The sequence below is a fragment of the Marinobacter sp. genome, assembly GCF_048266785.1.
In the GTDB taxonomy this organism is placed as follows: domain Bacteria; phylum Pseudomonadota; class Gammaproteobacteria; order Pseudomonadales; family Oleiphilaceae; genus Marinobacter.
On sequence record NZ_JBLWYX010000011.1, the window covers coordinates 1 to 16,149 of the forward strand.

Annotated in this window: 12 protein-coding genes; 4 read left to right on the forward strand and 8 right to left on the reverse strand. The window is 55.0% G+C overall.

Annotation, left to right across the window (positions count from 1 at the left end):
• Window positions 1-881, reverse strand: an 881-nt coding sequence (tssI, locus tag ACN0V1_RS14650; RefSeq protein WP_417545702.1) for a type VI secretion system tip protein TssI/VgrG, incomplete at its 3' end; no start/stop codon positions are given.
• A gap of 263 nt (window positions 882-1,144) precedes the next feature.
• Between tssI and ACN0V1_RS14655 the strand changes: the two genes are divergently transcribed.
• Window positions 1,145-2,170 (forward strand): NADP-dependent oxidoreductase, encoded by a 1,026-nt coding sequence (locus ACN0V1_RS14655; protein ID WP_417545703.1) that lies wholly within the window; start codon window positions 1,145-1,147, stop codon window positions 2,168-2,170.
• A 27-nt stretch (window positions 2,171-2,197) separates the two neighbouring features.
• Here ACN0V1_RS14655 and ACN0V1_RS14660 read toward each other — a convergent pair whose 3' ends face one another.
• The 6 genes from ACN0V1_RS14660 to ACN0V1_RS14685 form a co-directional block, all read right to left on the reverse strand.
• A complete protein-coding gene (locus ACN0V1_RS14660) occupies window positions 2,198-3,163 on the reverse strand; it encodes an NAD(P)H-quinone oxidoreductase (RefSeq protein ID WP_417545811.1) in 966 nt (321 codons plus the stop codon).
• 281 nt (window positions 3,164-3,444) lie between these two features.
• On the reverse strand, window positions 3,445-4,044 hold the full coding sequence (locus tag ACN0V1_RS14665; protein WP_417545704.1) for a tRNA-queuosine alpha-mannosyltransferase domain-containing protein: 600 nt from the start codon (window positions 4,042-4,044) through the stop codon (window positions 3,445-3,447).
• Window positions 4,045-4,058: 14 nt separating this feature from the next.
• The gene (locus ACN0V1_RS14670; protein ID WP_417545705.1) at window positions 4,059-5,789 is read right to left on the reverse strand and encodes a sugar phosphorylase; all 1,731 of its coding nucleotides are present in this window, start codon (window positions 5,787-5,789) and stop codon (window positions 4,059-4,061) included.
• Window positions 5,786-7,009 (reverse strand): glycosyl transferase, encoded by a 1,224-nt coding sequence (locus tag ACN0V1_RS14675; RefSeq protein ID WP_417545706.1) that lies wholly within the window; start codon window positions 7,007-7,009, stop codon window positions 5,786-5,788. The genes ACN0V1_RS14670 and ACN0V1_RS14675 overlap by 4 nt, the downstream gene beginning before the upstream one ends.
• 20 nt (window positions 7,010-7,029) lie before the next feature.
• Window positions 7,030-7,845 (reverse strand): HAD-IIB family hydrolase, encoded by an 816-nt coding sequence (locus ACN0V1_RS14680; RefSeq protein WP_417545707.1) that lies wholly within the window; start codon window positions 7,843-7,845, stop codon window positions 7,030-7,032.
• 11 nt (window positions 7,846-7,856) lie between these two features.
• The gene (locus ACN0V1_RS14685) at window positions 7,857-8,798 is read right to left on the reverse strand and encodes a hypothetical protein (RefSeq protein ID WP_417545708.1); all 942 of its coding nucleotides are present in this window, start codon (window positions 8,796-8,798) and stop codon (window positions 7,857-7,859) included.
• A gap of 77 nt (window positions 8,799-8,875) precedes the next feature.
• On the opposite strand from ACN0V1_RS14685, the gene ACN0V1_RS14690 reads away from it, so the two are divergent.
• Complete coding sequence (locus ACN0V1_RS14690) at window positions 8,876-10,330, forward strand: protein adenylyltransferase SelO (protein ID WP_417545709.1); 1,455 nt, start codon at window positions 8,876-8,878, stop codon at window positions 10,328-10,330.
• A 76-nt stretch (window positions 10,331-10,406) separates the two neighbouring features.
• On the opposite strand, the gene ACN0V1_RS14695 is transcribed toward ACN0V1_RS14690, so the two are convergent.
• Window positions 10,407-11,921 carry a fumarate hydratase gene (locus ACN0V1_RS14695; RefSeq protein ID WP_417545710.1) on the reverse strand — a complete coding sequence of 505 codons (1,515 nt, stop codon included), beginning with the start codon at window positions 11,919-11,921 and terminating at the stop codon, window positions 10,407-10,409.
• A 184-nt stretch (window positions 11,922-12,105) separates the two neighbouring features.
• On the opposite strand from ACN0V1_RS14695, the gene ACN0V1_RS14700 reads away from it, so the two are divergent.
• Window positions 12,106-12,879 (forward strand): enoyl-CoA hydratase, encoded by a 774-nt coding sequence (locus tag ACN0V1_RS14700; protein ID WP_417545711.1) that lies wholly within the window; start codon window positions 12,106-12,108, stop codon window positions 12,877-12,879.
• A 351-nt stretch (window positions 12,880-13,230) separates the two neighbouring features.
• Window positions 13,231-16,119, forward strand: coding sequence for a hypothetical protein (locus tag ACN0V1_RS14705; RefSeq protein ID WP_417545712.1), 2,889 nt, complete (start codon window positions 13,231-13,233; stop codon window positions 16,117-16,119).
• Window positions 16,120-16,149: the final 30 nt, after the last annotated feature.

Consider the following 16,149-nt stretch of genomic DNA (forward strand, 5'->3'; position numbering starts at 1 on the left):
CTTTCGCCGCTGGCGGTGCTGGCGTCGTTTCTGAGGGCGTCCAGGCGGGCTTCGGTAAACGGCTGGCCGCTGGCGTCAGCTTTGAACCGGCCCGGGTAGTCGAAGTGCTGATAATCCTGGCGTTGGTTTGCACTGGCGGCGCTCTGTTCGTGCATTAAGGCATAAGCAGGATTTTTGAAGGTGTAGTCCTTCATGGCGACCGAGGCGACACGCACCCGTTCTTCGTAACGGAAGCGGAACACAGCCGGCTGTTGGGTGCTTCCACCGGCCTTGCCGTTGTATTCGGCAGGTTCCAACCTTGGTGCATCGCCGTGGTGGTCGGCAAGGATCAGGCCCTGCTGCTCGCTTCCGTCTACGCTGCCGTGCTGGTAGCGGTAATGCCAGCCTTCCTCTGCGGCCATGCGTTCAACAAACGCCAGATCGCTTTCCCGGTGCTGAACGCAGTACTCGCGCTCCTGGGGATTTCGCTTGAGATCAAACACCGAGTTCGCAATGCCCCGCTCTTCCAGCAGGGTGCGCACGATGGTGTCGGTGGTTTGAGTCTGGAAGATGCGGCTGTTGTGCATCAGCCCCAAACGCCATAGGGGCGGCTGGATGATGAACTCGTAGCGGGTGCGACGGTGGCCGGAATCACCCCGGGCAAACTCGTTGACCACGCCGGTAAAGCGGCGAAGCGGCACGCCATCCTGCCAGACCACCAGATCCACCTGCTGTTCCAGAACCTCACTCGCACCAATGTCAGGATCGGTACTGGCCAGCTCAAGGCAGCCGTGAAACAGTTCGGATAACCGTTCGGTCAGCGTAAAGCCGACAACAGAAAATAGATCAGAGGAGAGTTCGCCAACACGGGCGGTAAACTGCAATCCGTTTGCATGGGGCATATCTTCGATCCCTGAAGATTGGTGTCTTTTTCGTGCTCATCCTGAGCCGGTGTCCGATTATAACCTTCAGATTCCGTAATGTAACCCCGCAGCGCTGAGGCCGCAGAAAACATGAGAGGTTGACCACAACATCATTCTGCTGCACGCTAATCTGGTTTCATTACGCAACCCAAGGAGCAAGATCGCTCCGAATTACCTCACTTCAGGTAGCGTAGTACCACCCAACATATAGCACCACCCAACTTCAGGTAGAGAGAAACACCATGAGCCAATATCAAAATCATGCCATTGTGCTGAAGCAGCGCCCCAACGGAGAAATCCAGAAGGGTGATCTGGTCATGGAAGAGCGCCCGGTGCGCGAACCCAAAGAGGGTGAAGTCGTTGCGCAGATTCTTTGGCTGTCTCTGGATCCGTACATGCGCCCGCGCATGAACGATGCAAAAGGGTACATGGACCCGATCGCCATTGATGAACCCATCACCGGCGAGAGCGTGGCGCGGATTGTGGAGTCCCGGTCAGACAAGCTTAAAGTCGGTGATCTGGTCACTTGCTATTCAGGCTGGCAGGAATACGTAACCTTCCCGGCAGACGCGCCGATGGTTTACAAAATCCACCAGAAAGAAGGCGTTCCGCTGCAGACATATCTTGGCGTTGCCGGCATGCCAGGTCGCACCGGCTACTGCGGCCTAACCTACGTGGGCAAGCCCAAAGCCGGTGAAACCGTCGTAGTTTCTGCGGCATCTGGCCCAGTGGGCACGGTTGTTGGCCAAACCGCCAAAACAAACGGTTGTCGGGTAGTGGGTGTTGCCGGCGGTCCGGAAAAATGCAGCTATGTGGTTGATGAGCTGGGGTTTGATGCCTGCGTGGATTACAAAGCAGGCAATCTGGAAGCCGATTTGAAAGCCGCCTGCCCGGACGGCATCGACATCTACTACGAGAACGTAGGTGGTGACGTTACCAGAGCCGTTGCTCCGCTGCTGAACCCAGGGGCACGGGTACCCATTTGCGGTTATGTCTCAGCGTACAATGCCAAGAGCACAGACAAGGTAGAGACGCCGTTCGATATTCTCAAGCGCCTCGACCCGGTTCCCGAGCACCGTTTTTTCCTGGTAACCGAGTGGCAGGACAAGCATCAGGAGATTACCGATATCGTTACAAGCCGTATCGCTTCAGGCCAGATCAAATACCGTGAAACGGTTGCCGAAGGCCTCGAAAACGCAGTTGAGGCCTTCAAGGGTATGCTGAAGGGCAAGAACTTCGGTAAGCAACTGGTTCATATTGCCGACTAAAACAAAGCGGCCTCAACGCAGGGAAGGCTATGCTCCTATTTTGAGGAGTACCTTCCCGGTATTTTTGTTGGCCGCCACGTGCGCCATGGCCTCTTCAACCTGTTCAATGGGCCAAGTGCTGTCGATCATCGGCTCAATCTGCCCTGCAACCAGCAACGGCCAGACGTGACGATACAGCGCCTGCATTACACGCCCCTTGTCTGCGACTGAGCGGGACCGCAATGTAGAGCCTATCAACCTGTGACGTTTCATTAACATAAGGCCCAGGTCAACTTCTGCAGACCGACCACCCATGAGGCCAATCAGAATAATCCTGCCATCGGCGCTCAGAACTTTCTGATCCTCTTTGATGTAGCTTCCCCCGACCGGGTCCAGCACCATATCGACACCGCCCCAGCTTTTCACGGCATCCACAAAAGAACCGTCTTTCCGGTTCCAGGTGCCCGTTGCACCAAGATTACGACAAACCTCCAGCTTTTCTTCATCGCCGGCTGTTGCAAATACCGGGTTGCCAAATGCTGTGGCAATCTGAATAACGGCTGTGCCCAGGCCACTAGCGGCCGCGTGCAAGAGCACCCTTTCACCAGGCTTCAGATCAGCTTCCTGATACAGGTTCAGCCAGGCCGTCGCAAACACTTCCGGAATAGCCGCTGCTTTTTTCAGCGTGAATCCCTTCGGAATCGGCAGCACCTGAACCGCAGGAACAGCAACCTTGGTCGCGTAACCACCACCTGTAAGCAATGCGCACACTTCATCGCCCGGTTTGAACGTTGTCACGGATTTGCCAACTGCTGAGATGCGACCACTCACTTCCAGCCCAAGAATGTCAGACGCACCCGGAGGTGGGGGATAAACCCCGGCCCGTTGCGACAGGTCGGCACGGTTAACCGCAGTCCAGACAACGTTTATTTCTACGTGATCTGCCGGCAGCTCTTCAATGCTCGCGCAGTCTTCCCATACCAGGGAGTCGCCGTTTATCTTGATTGCTTTCATCATGTATCGAATCTCGGCACTTTTGAGTGTCCAGTCATGAATCGAGTGACCAGTCCGGAATATCACGTCAGGATACCCCATGTGGCTGGGTGGTTGTAATGAGTATGTTTTCATAATCCGGTTACCGTCTGTACCTTGTACCCGGGTCTGATATCAGGCGCTGCCTGCAATAGTTTTCGAAAGCAGCGTCTTGTATACCGGCGTCAATGCGTCACGACTGAAACGCTTCACGTCTGGCACCGTTGATCGCTCATGGTGGCTATCCACAGACTGGTTTTCAATCAGTGCCGCTGCGTGGGCAGCCTCAGCCGAAATATCGTCACCAGCGCTTCGGGTACTTTTCGGAAGCTCTCACCAAGAATGCACACTTGATAATTCACCGCTCTGCGATCGAGTTCCTGCAGAATCGCGAGCAGCCGGTCAGGGCCCTTGTCATATTCCCAGCGGGCCGCCCACACAATCCTTAGCCGCGATGAACAAGGTCTGAGCTCACGACCATTGCTCCATAAACACTCTCCCACCTCAGGGTTCCGGCATCCTTCGTTGTTGATGAATACGTGGTCATCGATAGGAACCGGCAGAACACAGGATTTCGCGGCAAGGAGTTCGAACGTTCCCTCCGGGATGCCATCAGGTAATCGTCGGAAGAGTGCATCAACACCATCAAGAAAGCTCCGCCGGTTCCAGTCACTGTTGAACAGCACACTATCGGCTGCAATAGCGCTGTACAGATTTACCATTTGGGGGTCGATGCTGTTGTGCTGATCATCAGATGCCGGCTGGCTGTGCACCAGCTGCTCTCGCCAGCGACAATGGCTGCCTGCGTCATAGGCGGAGAGCAGGAGTATTCTGGTTTTTCGGAAGGCTGACGTTTTGGGCACTCAGGCATTTTGCCCTACTCCCGATTGGACAACCAGACGCTCTGATAAGGCTTCAAGGTAATAGCACCTGAAAGATCCTCGATCGCCGTACCCGCGATAAGATCGTGCCAGCGATCCGTGCCGATCAGGTTGATGTCGCTCAATACCACCTGCTGCACTTCGTCACTGATGTTATGAATGCAGAAAATAGACTGGTCCCGCCGCATGCTCTGGCGCCAGAAGCCGAACAACTTTAGCCCCAGATGCAAGGTGAACTGGGTCGCATTAGGATGAAAAGCTGGCTGTTTGCGACGAATCGTAATCAGGCGTTTCAACTCTTGATAGACTTTGCTGTGGTGGCTCAACGGGTTCTCCAGGTCCTTTTCCAGATCCGCAAGCTGCCACTGGCCGCGATTGATAGAGCGTAGGCGGCCGGTATGTTCCATCCGAGCGGTATCGTTTTCCGTAGCCAGCAGGCTGTGTATGTAAAAAGCGGGTATGCCTTCCAGTGCGAGCATCACCGTGTGCGCACAAATGAACCTCTGCAGTTGCCAATGGTCCGCGCCATTCTCTGCCGTACCTTTCAGCGCATCATAAAGAGCGATGTTGATTTCATAAGGCTGGTCCCGGCCATCTGGCGTGCGCCGGAACGACACTTTACCGCCGAATGAATCCATGGTGTTGACCAGTCGCTGTTTTTCCTCTTCAGACAGCAGCCCGTCCGTGGGTCGCATGCCAATGCCATCGTGGGAGGCAATAAAGTTGAGATAGGTAGTTCCCATTTGTGCCGGCGGCATGCTCATAAGCCAGGTTTTCAGGTGCTTGCAGTCGCCAGTAACCAGCGTATTGATCAGTAGTGGTGGTAGAGAGAAGTTGTAGATTACGTGGGCTTCGTTGGCGTTGCCGAAATAGGTCAGGTTTTCCCGGTTGGGCACGTTGGTTTCTGTAATGACCACTGCATCGGAGCTGTGGTGCTCTATAAGCAGGCGCAAAATCTTGATCAGCTCATGGGTCTGTTGCAGATGGATACTCGGGGTCCCGGGCTCCTTCCACAGGAATGCAACAGCATCCAACCGGAAAATAATCACGCCACGCTCAAGGTAGTACCGGATAATGGCAGCGAACTCGATCAACACCTGAGGATTGGCGAAGTTAAGATCAACCTGGTCTTCACTGAAGGTACACCAGAGATAACGCTCGCCATCGTCGGTCTGCACCGGCGTAAGTAATGGTGACGTGCGCGGCCTTACCACCGCGCTCAGATCGTCCCGGGGGTTCCCCTCGAAGAAATAGTCCTTGCCCGGATCAATCCGCTTCCGAAAATTCTCAAACCAACGGCTACGAGCTGACATATGGTTGATCACCAAATCAGCCATGAGCTTGAAGTCCCGCGCGATGGCCTCAACATCCTCCCACCGACCATGGGATTCGTTGACTGCAAGGTAATCCATTACCGAGAAACCGTCATCGGAACTGTAGGGAAAGAAAGGCAGGATATGAACGGCGGAAATGCTATCGGAAAAGCACCGACTCAGAAATTTATGCAGTGTGGCCAAAGGCTTTTCATCCGCTTGCTGAACCGTGTCCGCATAGGTGATCAGAACGACATCAGACTCAGCCCAGTGGTTCTGATGCGCAGGCGGCGGAGGCTGATCCGGCGGCAACCCCATTGTTGTCAGAAGCTGACCGGCGAGGAAGTCACAATCCAGCGCCGGATAGACCGTTTCTAGCATACTGACCAGTTTAGCCCTCAGTACCTGGCTCACGGACGGTATTCCTCATTGTCCAGATCCACAGCCTCGAGCAGTTGCTCCTTGATATCCGGAATCGCACTGGTTACCCGGTTCCAGCTTGGAATAAAGGGGGTATCCATTGGATTCTCAAGAAAGTACGCACCTGCACTCATCACGTTCTGAGCGAACAGTTCAACGGCCTTCTCCTCCTTATGGCGATCAAACCCAAGACCGTTGATGATGGCATCATTCTGATAGGTCTCCACAAAATCCAGGGCAATACGGAAATAGGTAGCCTTGATGGTCCGGAATTTCTCGCTTGAGAATATCTCTCCATTCGTTGCCAGTTTCCTGAACAGCGCCTTGGAAATATCCACACTCATCTTGGACAGTCCCTGGTTGACATCCTCTGGTGAGAGCTCTTGATGTTTATGATCGTAGAGATCAGCAATGTCCACTTGGCAGAGCCGGTTGGTGGCATAGTTCCGCTTCATTTCCGAGAGCACACCGATCTCCAGGCCCCAGTCGCTGGGAATGCGAAGATCATTAATCACATCCGTGCGGAAGGAGAACTCTCCAGCCAGGGGGTAGCGGTAACTGTCCAGGTAATCCAGGAAATCACTCGGACCACACACTTTTTTCAAAGCACGAATCAGAGGCGTCACCAGAAGGCGACTGACTCGCCCGTTCATCTGTCCATCCGCCACCCGGGCGTAGTAACCCTTGCAGAACATATAACTAAAACCGGGGTTAGCCACCGGATAGATTAAACGCGCCACCAGGTCTCGCGAATAAGTGAGGATGTCACAATCATGCAATGCGACCGATTCACTGACGCCGGAGGCCAACACATAGCCGAAGCAATACCAGACATTGCGGCCCTTGCCCATTTCCGTCGGCGCCAGATTCTGCTCTCGAAGTTTCAGGTCAATAGCGCGGAGACGCGGGCCATCATTCCAGAGCACTTTGAAGTTTTGTGGAAGTTCGGAAAAATATTCAAGCGCATGGCGATATTGCTCTTCATCGGCCCGGTCCAGGCCAACAATAATCTCATCCAGATACGGCACTTTCGTAAGTTCATGCACTATGTGCTTTAACGCCGGCCCTTCCAGTTCGGAGTAGAGTGACGGCAGTACGAGTGACATAGGCCGGGACTTGCGAAATGTCATCAACTCGGCTTCCAGATCCTCCACCGGCCGGCGAACAAGGTTGTGCAGTGTGGTAACGATGCCGTTCTGATAAAAGTCGCCCATGGCGATTCTCCTTTGCGGTACTAATATCCATACTCAAACAGGAGATTGAGTACACACTCGTTCCAGCCTTCAGGGCCAGGCTTGAGAGAGCGCATAGCGTGTTTCCCTGAGGGCAATTGCACCTCGTTGCTATTCACCCCACGGATGACGACCGGAATGTCGGCCTCTTCCAGCATTTGCTGATCGTTGGGGCTGTCCCCCAAAGCAATGGCTATCACTCGCTGGTCGCCATAGCGCTCCCGGTATTGTTCTCTGTATTTATTTAGCAAAAAACGGGCCCCATCGGCTTTATCAAAAATGCCCATGGCGTGATAGAACCGGCCGCCTTTAACAAGTCGCAGGTTTTCAGCCGCCAGGGCAGCTTCAAAACATACCCGCTCGTCCTCGCTTCCCTCCCACAACAGCGGCTCCGTTCCCAGGCGCTGCCGGGCCCGTGCAGCCGAAGCAGAATCCAGCCCGGAGTATTCCGCCAATTCGTCATCTGACATATCCGCAAAGCCCCGAAAACGTGCACCACTTGCTCTTTGTGTCACCAGCACTTGCAGCACTTCATCCCGGGGTGCCCCAAAATGCACAACTTGCTCGCCTTCATTTCCAAAAGCATTTGCAGGAATAACGACAGCTGCACCGTTTTCTACGATGAAAGGATCGGTGTTTCCCAATTGCTCACGGAGTATCCGGACTTCCGCAGCGGTTTTGCTGGAATTCAGGATCAGCGGAATGCCTGCCTCTGCAACCCTCTGCAATGCCGGCCTCGCTTGCTGCCAACGATAGCTTTCATGGTTGAGCAAGGTTCCATCCAGATCTGTAAATATGAGCAGGCGCGGTTTGGCCATGGGAAACCCCTTTATGATTGGGTCCGAAAATGAGGGCGGCTCAAGGCATGGTCTCCTGAGACCTCAATCAGCGCATCCGCCCGGCTTGGTAGTTGCTTTAGGCAGGACCGGGTAACCCGCTCGTAGTGCATGATGAAGCGGATCACCTCCTGATCACTCATGATGCGCAAATCCTGCGCAGCGTTCGCAGAGGTGCGCTCATTTAGTGCACTATTTACTTTTTCCGCGAGTTTGTGTTCCTGCAGAGTGCGCCATTCCAGAACCCGCGACATCGACGGAGCCTTCAACATAATCAGACTATCCAGCTCGCTGAAAAACTCTTGATACTTGCCTTTAAGGCACTGATTTACATACCTTCGCCAGGTGCCCGAGGGATCCTCCTCCGCTTCCAGTGCATTGAGGGGGTCGGCCAGAGCGTTCTCTTCTTCAGGGAGAGCGCCAAGACACCAGCCCTCAACCAGAATAACCTCTGCCCTGCCGTCGAAAACGGGCCACCCGCTCGATGGGACACGGTCGTCATGAGACTTGTCGAACGCAGGAATACGGGTGTGATCGCCTGGGCCGGCGGTTCGAAGCTGATCAATAACCCACTCGCCAAGCTCTACATCATGTGTTCCGGGCACACCCCGGGTCATAAACAGGGGGTGTACCTGCTCAGCAAGTGCCCGCCGCTCGGCTCTGGTAAGGTAAAGATCGTCCAGCGAAAAGCTCGCTGTGGGGTATTGCCAGTGATCGCAAAGCAGCCTGGTCAGAAACAATGCCAAAGTGGACTTCCCGGTGCCCTGGGCGCCGTGAATCCCCACAACAACGGTCCTCTTCTTCGCGTTCCTTAACGAGACAATTTGTTCTATCAGAGGCAGGATGGTCTGTTTTACGGTAGTAGCGTAATTTTGAGGAAGCCCTTCTTTCTCAATCAGGGTGTCGATGGTTGTTTTGAGTTCACTGTCGGTCACGTTAAGGTTCCCGTCTTTGATGGATCGGTTAATTAAGCATTCAGCAGAATTCGTACCATATGGGAGTATAGGTTTTTATGAGTAGCAACGATTTTCGTGTAGAGCACCGCTACCTCGAACTCCCGGACAGCTTCTACACTCGCGTTCAGCCCACTCCACTTAAAGACGTAAAAATGGTGTGCTTCAACCACAAACTGGCGCAGGAAATGGGGTTTCATGTCACCAACGAAGCCGACTGGGCCAAAATCGGTGGAGGCACGGAGTTACTTGAGGGCATGGACCCGGTCGCCATGAAATACACCGGCCACCAGTTTGGCATGTACAACCCGGAACTGGGAGATGGCCGTGGCCTTCTTTTATGGGAAACGGTAGGCCCCGATGGCCGCCGTTGGGACTGGCACCTCAAAGGCGCCGGCATGACGCCCTACTCCCGCTTCGGGGATGGCCGGGCGGTTCTGCGCTCAACCATTCGCGAATACCTGTGCAGCGAAGCCATGAACGGGCTCGGCATTCCAACCACTCGCGCCCTGTTTATGGTCAGCGCCCGGGACCCGATTCGCAGAGAATCCATTGAAACCGCTGCAGCACTGGTGCGCGTTGCCCAGAGCCATATCCGCTTTGGGCATTTTGAATTTGCCGCACACCATGAAGGGCCGGAAGCGGTAAAAACACTGCTTGAGCACGTTATAGCGCTTCACTTCCCACACCTCATCAAATTGGCAGATGAGGAACGCCACGCCCGGTGGTTTGAAGAAGTAGTGGAACGCACCGCTCACCTGATTGCAGACTGGCAGGCTGTAGGCTTCTGCCATGGCGTTATGAACAGCGACAACATGTCTATTATCGGCGACACCTTCGATTACGGACCCTTTGCATTCCTGGACGACTTTGATGCCGGTTACATCTGCAACCACACCGACCAAGGCGGCCGTTACGCCTACAACCGCCAACCTCAGGTAGGCTTTGCGAATTGTCAGTACCTTGCCAACGCCCTGCTGCCAGTAATGGATGAAGGCACCATCGGCAACGGTTTGCAACGCTACGAAGCTGCCTACAACGGGCGTTTTTTACAGAACATGCGAGACAAACTCGGCCTGGTACAGGAAGACGAAGCCGACCTCAGCCTGATTATGGATACCTTCAGCATGCTGCAGGAACACCATACGGACTACACGGCTTTCTTCCGGGCACTTTCAAACCTGCAAGCTCACGGCCATGCACCTGTGCGAGACTTGTTTGTGGATCGCGAAGTGGCAGATAACTGGCTGGAACGCTACGAGCAGCGGCTTGAACAAGAAACCCGTGCCCACGACGAGCGTGAATACGAGATGCGCAGGGTAAACCCCAAATACATCTTGCGGAACTATCTGGCGCAGCAAGTGATTCTGGAAGCACAGAACGGCGATTACGAGCCCATGAAAGAGCTGATAAAGGTTCTGGAGCGGCCGTATGACGAGCAGCCGGAACATGAAAAATACGCAGCACTGCCGCCAAACTGGGGCAAGCACCTGAATATCAGCTGTTCGAGCTAGAGGAGAAAGGGCAGAAACCTGAAGCGAGGGGCCAGAGTTGAAATTCCGGCCCCTCGTTTTACCGACTTACTTAATCTCAGACCGCCTTGGCAGCAATGATTTTCTCGTGCCACTCAGCCGGGCCAGTCTGGTGCACAGAAGAACCACGGGAATCCACCGCGACCGTTACTGGCATGTCTTCCACATCAAACTCGTAAATGGCTTCCATACCCAGTTCCGGGAAGGCCACCACCTCGGCGTGCTTGATGGCTTTTGACACCAGGTACGCAGCACCGCCCACTGCCATCAGATACACCGCACCAAATTCGCGAATGGCGTCAATGCCCGCCTGACCGCGCTCGGCTTTGCCGATCATGCCGGTGAGGCCGGTTTTCGCCAGCATCGTGTGGGTAAACTTGTCCATACGTGTTGCAGTGGTGGGGCCTGCGGGGCCGACCACTTCTTCACGCACCGGATCAACCGGGCCTACGTAATATATGAAGCGGCCCTTCAGATCCACCGGCAGCTCTTCGCCGTTGTTGATCATATCGACCATTTTCTTGTGCGCTGCGTCGCGGCCGGTCAGCATCTTCCCAGACAGCAACACGGTCTCGCCCGGCTGCCAGTCTTTTACATCTTCTGGCGTAACCGTATCCAGGTTCACGCGGCGCACGTTCTCACCTACTTCCCAGGTGATTTCCGGCCAGTCTTCCAGGCTCGGCGGCGTTTGCAGAGACGGCCCAGTGCCATCGAGCGTAAAGTGTGCATGCCGGGTAGCGGCACAGTTCGGAATAATCGCAACCGGCTTGTTCGCGGCGTGAGTTGGATAGTCTTTTATCTTCACATCCAGCACGGTTGTCAGGCCACCAAGGCCCTGAGCACCAATACCCAGATCATTCACCTTATCGAACAGCTCAAGGCGCAGCTCTTCCGCACGATTGGATGCACCGCGTGCCTGCAGATCGTGGATATCAATCGGATCCAGAAGCGACTCTTTCGCCAGTTGCATCGCCTTCTCAGCCGTGCCGCCAATACCAATGCCCAACATTCCGGGCGGGCACCAGCCAGCACCCATCTGAGGGATCATTTTCAGGACCCAGTCGACCACGGAATCCGAAGGGTTCAGCATGGCAAATTTGGATTTGGCTTCAGAACCGCCACCTTTGGCTGCCACGTGTACTTCAACCGTATCGCCCGGAACAATCTTGTAGTGAATGATTGCCGGCGTGTTGTCTCCGGTGTTCTGACGCTTACCATCCGGATCAGCCAGAATCGATGCCCGCAGCACGTTGTCCGGCTGGGTATAGGCACGACGGACGCCTTCATTGATCACGTCGTCCAACGACATCTCACAATCCCACTGAATGTTCATGCCGACATTCACGAATACCGTAACAATCCCGGTGTCCTGACACAGCGGCCGGTGGCCCTCGGCGCACATACGCGAGTTGATCAGAATCTGCGCCATGGCATCCTTGGCCGCCTGCGACTCTTCCCGCTGATAGGCCTCGTGCACAGCCTGTATAAAATCTTTCGGGTGATAGTAGGAAATAAATTGCAGCGCGTCCGCTACGCTTTCAATCAGGTCATCCTGGCGGATTACGGTGGTCATAGGCGCCTCATCAGGTTCGTCTCGTTATGATCGTATCGTCGAAAAACAGGAGGCACAGTTTACCAGAAATTCGCAAGAGCGCGGCACCAGACAGAAGGCGAAGCTTTTCTTAACAAACGCCTCAAAAAAGGTATCATCCTAATCAAATGACAAAAAGACTTCAGAAAGCACCCCAGGAGAGACCGTGACAGACTTTGTTCGTACCGAGATCAACAACCGGATTCTGACCGTTCGCATTAACCGCCCGGACCGCAAGAATGCTCTCACCCATGCCATGTATACAGCGCTGGGAGATGCAATTGAACAGTCCAACTCCGATTCTGATATTCGCTGCATACTGTTTACCGGCAGCGATGAGTGCTTTACCGCCGGCAACGATCTGGGCGAATTTGCCAGCGGGTTACCCGGTAGCTTCGAAGAAACACCTGTAGGCCGCTTTCTCTTTCTTCTGGCCAACGCCACCAAACCGGTAGTGGCGGCGGTAAACGGGGCAGCGGTGGGCATTGGCACCACCATGCTCCTGCATTGCGATATGGTATTCGCCGGCACCAATACCCGCTTCCAGATGCCATTTGCCAGCCTGGGCCTGTGCCCTGAAGGTGGCTCCAGCCTGCTGCTGCCCTCCTGGATTGGCCGGGTGCGCGCCGCCGAGTTGCTGATGCTGGGCGGGGCTTTCAGTGCAGACGATGCCTATCGCCTTGGGCTGATTAACCGGGTGTGTGATTCTGCCGACACCGAAGCAGCAGCTCTCGAAGCTTGCCAGCAACTCGCCAGCCAGCCACCTGCCGCCATACGCGCTACCAAAAAGCTCCTTGGCGGCCCCACTCAGGCAGAACTCAAAGCCACCATGCTGGCTGAGGGTGAGCTGTTTGGGGAACGCCTGAAATCGCCGGAGGCGGCTGAAGCTTTTCGCGCATTTATGCAAAAACGCAAGCCAGACTTCTCGGGTTTCAAATAACCCGCTTGCCCGCCAGAACACATACTCTGGCGGGCAATTGATACAATTTTTGAAAACCCCTGCATATCCCCCGCTTAGGCTCGACAAACAGCGTACAGCCTACTATTTTTCAGTAAAGCCAAGCTCCCCTTTGTGCGAGGAAGACCCAAACAGCAAGAATCACACTTTTGGCTGATCAACACTGGCTATAGTGGCGCTATAGTCATAGGTATAGAAATTGGCTTGAAGCGCTGGCTACAATTTCAGACAACCGTTTAAGCAGAACAGGCCACTGACATCGGGTTTACCGCATCAGACCGGCCCCGTTAGTTGCCGAACATAACGATACAACAACAGGAAAAGGTTCCACCCATGTTCAAGAAAACTCTAATAAGTCTTGCCGTGGCGTCTTCCCTTGGGCTAACAGGCTGCTTTAGTAGCGGCGACGATGGGGCGAATGCTAATCCGGATTACAAGATTTCCAATCCAGAACTGGATGGAAAAACCTGGCCGTTCTTTAACCCTGTGACCAGCAACCTGCCCCTGCCTAACGACCTAATTTTCCGTTCGGATGATCCAAACACTACGATCAACGAGGCGGATGGCTCTTTTAAAGTTCCGGATTCGTCGCCACCGGTAACAACAGCACTGAACCAGCTCAGCGGTGCGTCTTCCATTGCTCCGGCCGTCGTGCGTTTTAACGGGCAAATCGATCCGGAATCCGTAGATTCTCGAGCCTTTATCTTTGCAGACCCAACGGACCCCACCAGTCTCATTCCAAACCCGAGTCAAACGGTGTTCCTGATTGAACTGAAATACGCCGGCGGCGACCCTGTGCGCGGGCTTGGCGCTGGCGAATCGCCAACAATCCCTCTTGCGATCACGGCTCAAGTAGCTGCGGGCGCAGCACCTCAGGATCTCAGCGGCAGGAATCAGGCTCAGGCGGGCGCATACCTCGGAGGCCTTGCCCAGTCACCGGATTACGTTGCTGAAGTTGTAACCCTTGATGGCACCTCCGCTATTCGTATCAACCCGACCAAACCGCTGAACCCGTTCACACGCTATCTGGTCGTCGTCACCAACGAAGTGCTGGATATCAACGGAGACCCGATTGTTCAGGACCCGGTGTATCGTGACGTCGCCAATCCGGAACGCCCTCTGGGTAACCCGACAGCCCTGGCCCCGGTTCGCCAAATTGTTGATACGTTCTGGGAAAAAGTGGCCGCGAGCTTCTTCGGCGTTCCAAATCAAGCGCGCCCCGGTAACGCCCTTACCGAGGGCAACATTGCGATTTCCTATAGTTTCACCACATCCAACGACCAGCGTGTTCTCCAGTACATTGCTGACCCAACAGCCTTCTTCAAGGAAACCATCCTTGGTTCAACGCGCTTCGAAGCGGTTTCGAGCGCTCGGGAAGGCGGTACAACTGACTTCTTCGCTCTGAATACAGTTGGCAATAATGCTGTTGCAGATGCAGAACCTGTCGCCAACGGCCAGGCTGCTGGCCTTGTAAACGCCTTTACTGCGGCAAGTCTTCTACCTACGCCTACGGATCAAAGCTCAACCGCTACATTCGGCACCCCACAAGACGTAACCCAAGTCTCGGCTGTTGCCAGCCAGTTTGTTGATTTCGGCCAGGTGAATCTGGTTCAGGGCACCATCGACCTTCCTTATTATCTCGGAGTACCAACCGGCTCCTCCGACGCAGAAGGTTCCGTGATCAACACCGAGAGTTGGACTGCTAACGCAGCTTTGGCGGCCGCAGCAGGCGATCAGTTGGGCGTTGAACTGGCTCAGTCCAGCCCTGCCGTCAGCAAGGTAGTCAACTACCGGTTCCCGTTCCCTGCCAAAACCCAGGACGTAACCGTACCCATCATGGTTTTCTATCCGGCAAGCTACGATGGCATCACGCGACTGGAAACCGTTATGTATATGCATGGCATCACCACCGATCGAAGCGCTGCGCTGACGTTCGGTAGTGCATTGGCCAATGCCTCACAGGTAGCTGTGGTGGTTATCGACCAGCCACTGCACGGAGTAACGCCGGTCAGCCCGGCCGCACAGCGCGCGCTGGCAGAGCAACTGCTCGATAGCGGTCAGGCCGGTGGTCTACCCGCCTCTCTTGCAGCGAATGAAGCTAACATTGATGCCGTCATCGGCGGGCAAATTGCCATTGGCTTCGCGGCTGGCGCCCTCGGTGTGGACGCTGCCACAGCGGCGGACGTTGTAACCGCGGTCGCCAGTGGCGCCTCCACCCAGGATTCTGGAGCACCTCCAGCTCAGGCACCAGTTCTCGACGCTGCCATACGCTCACTGCGCTCATTTGAAAATACCGTTGCAAACGCAGGCTCAACCGTTCCCGGTATTGCGAAGACCGAGAATGAACGCCACTTTGACTTCACCGCGAACGCTGCGAATATGCCAACGGCCATGACAGCAGCCAATGGAGCCTCAGGTAGTCTATTCATTAACCTGACCAGCTTTACAACTTCCAGGGACAACAACCGTCAAGCCATTGTCGACCTGCTGAACGTGCGGGCCTCTCTCGGTGGTCTGGACTTCGACGGCACGGCTGGCGCGGACCTTGACGCCGACAGCGTTTACTTCACAGGCCACTCCCTTGGCACCATCGTCGGCGCGCCGTTTGTAGCGGTCGCCAACGAAAGCAGCAATGCGGATGACGACATCGTTGCCGCTCAGCTTCTGACGCCGGGCGCTGGCATCATAAGGTTGTTGGAGAACTCGCCGTCCTTTGCGCCGAGAATTCTCGGTGGTCTTCAAGCAGCAGCAGGCCTGGCACAAGGCGATGCCAACCTGGAAACCTATTTCAACGTGTTCCAGGCAGCGCTGGATTCGGCAGACCCGATCAGCTTTGCCGCCAGCCTGAATGCGTCTGCCACGCCGGTTGCCCTGTCCCAGGTTAACGGTGATACGGTCATCCCGAACGACCCGCTCGCCAATCCGTTGGGGCAGGCGTTTGACGCGTACCTTTCCGGTACAGAGCCATTCGCGGAACTGCTCGGTGCAGTCGCCGTTACGGGAAGCGGAACACCGGTGCCTCTGAATAACGCGGCTATCACCCGTTATCTCGCCGGTACTCACGGCACGCCGGTTCTTCCACAAGGTGGGGAAAACGACGTAAGGGTGTTCACAGAAATGGTAACGGAGACAGCCAGCATCATTGCAACAATGGGCACCGCCGTTATTCCGAACGCCCTGAGTGCTGATCCGGACATCACCGAGATTGTCCAGCAAGACTGAGTATTTTCAATCTCAACAAAAAGGGGTGGC

Bases quoted from the DNA above. Each gene is read 5' to 3' on its own strand.
- ACN0V1_RS14655 (WP_417545703.1), top strand. From the start codon at position 1,145: ATGAGCCAATATCAAAATCATGCCATTGTGCTGAAGCAGCGCCCCAAC.
- ACN0V1_RS14695 (WP_417545710.1), bottom strand. From the start codon at position 11,921: ATGACCACCGTAATCCGCCAGGATGACCTGATTGAAAGCGTAGCGGAC.
- ACN0V1_RS14690 (WP_417545709.1), top strand. From the start codon at position 8,876: ATGAGTAGCAACGATTTTCGTGTAGAGCACCGCTACCTCGAACTCCCG.
- ACN0V1_RS14675 (WP_417545706.1), bottom strand. From the start codon at position 7,009: ATGGGCGACTTTTATCAGAACGGCATCGTTACCACACTGCACAACCTT.
- ACN0V1_RS14680 (WP_417545707.1), bottom strand. From the start codon at position 7,845: ATGGCCAAACCGCGCCTGCTCATATTTACAGATCTGGATGGAACCTTG.
- ACN0V1_RS14660 (WP_417545811.1), bottom strand. From the start codon at position 3,163: ATGAAAGCAATCAAGATAAACGGCGACTCCCTGGTATGGGAAGACTGC.
- ACN0V1_RS14705 (WP_417545712.1), top strand. From the start codon at position 13,231: ATGTTCAAGAAAACTCTAATAAGTCTTGCCGTGGCGTCTTCCCTTGGG.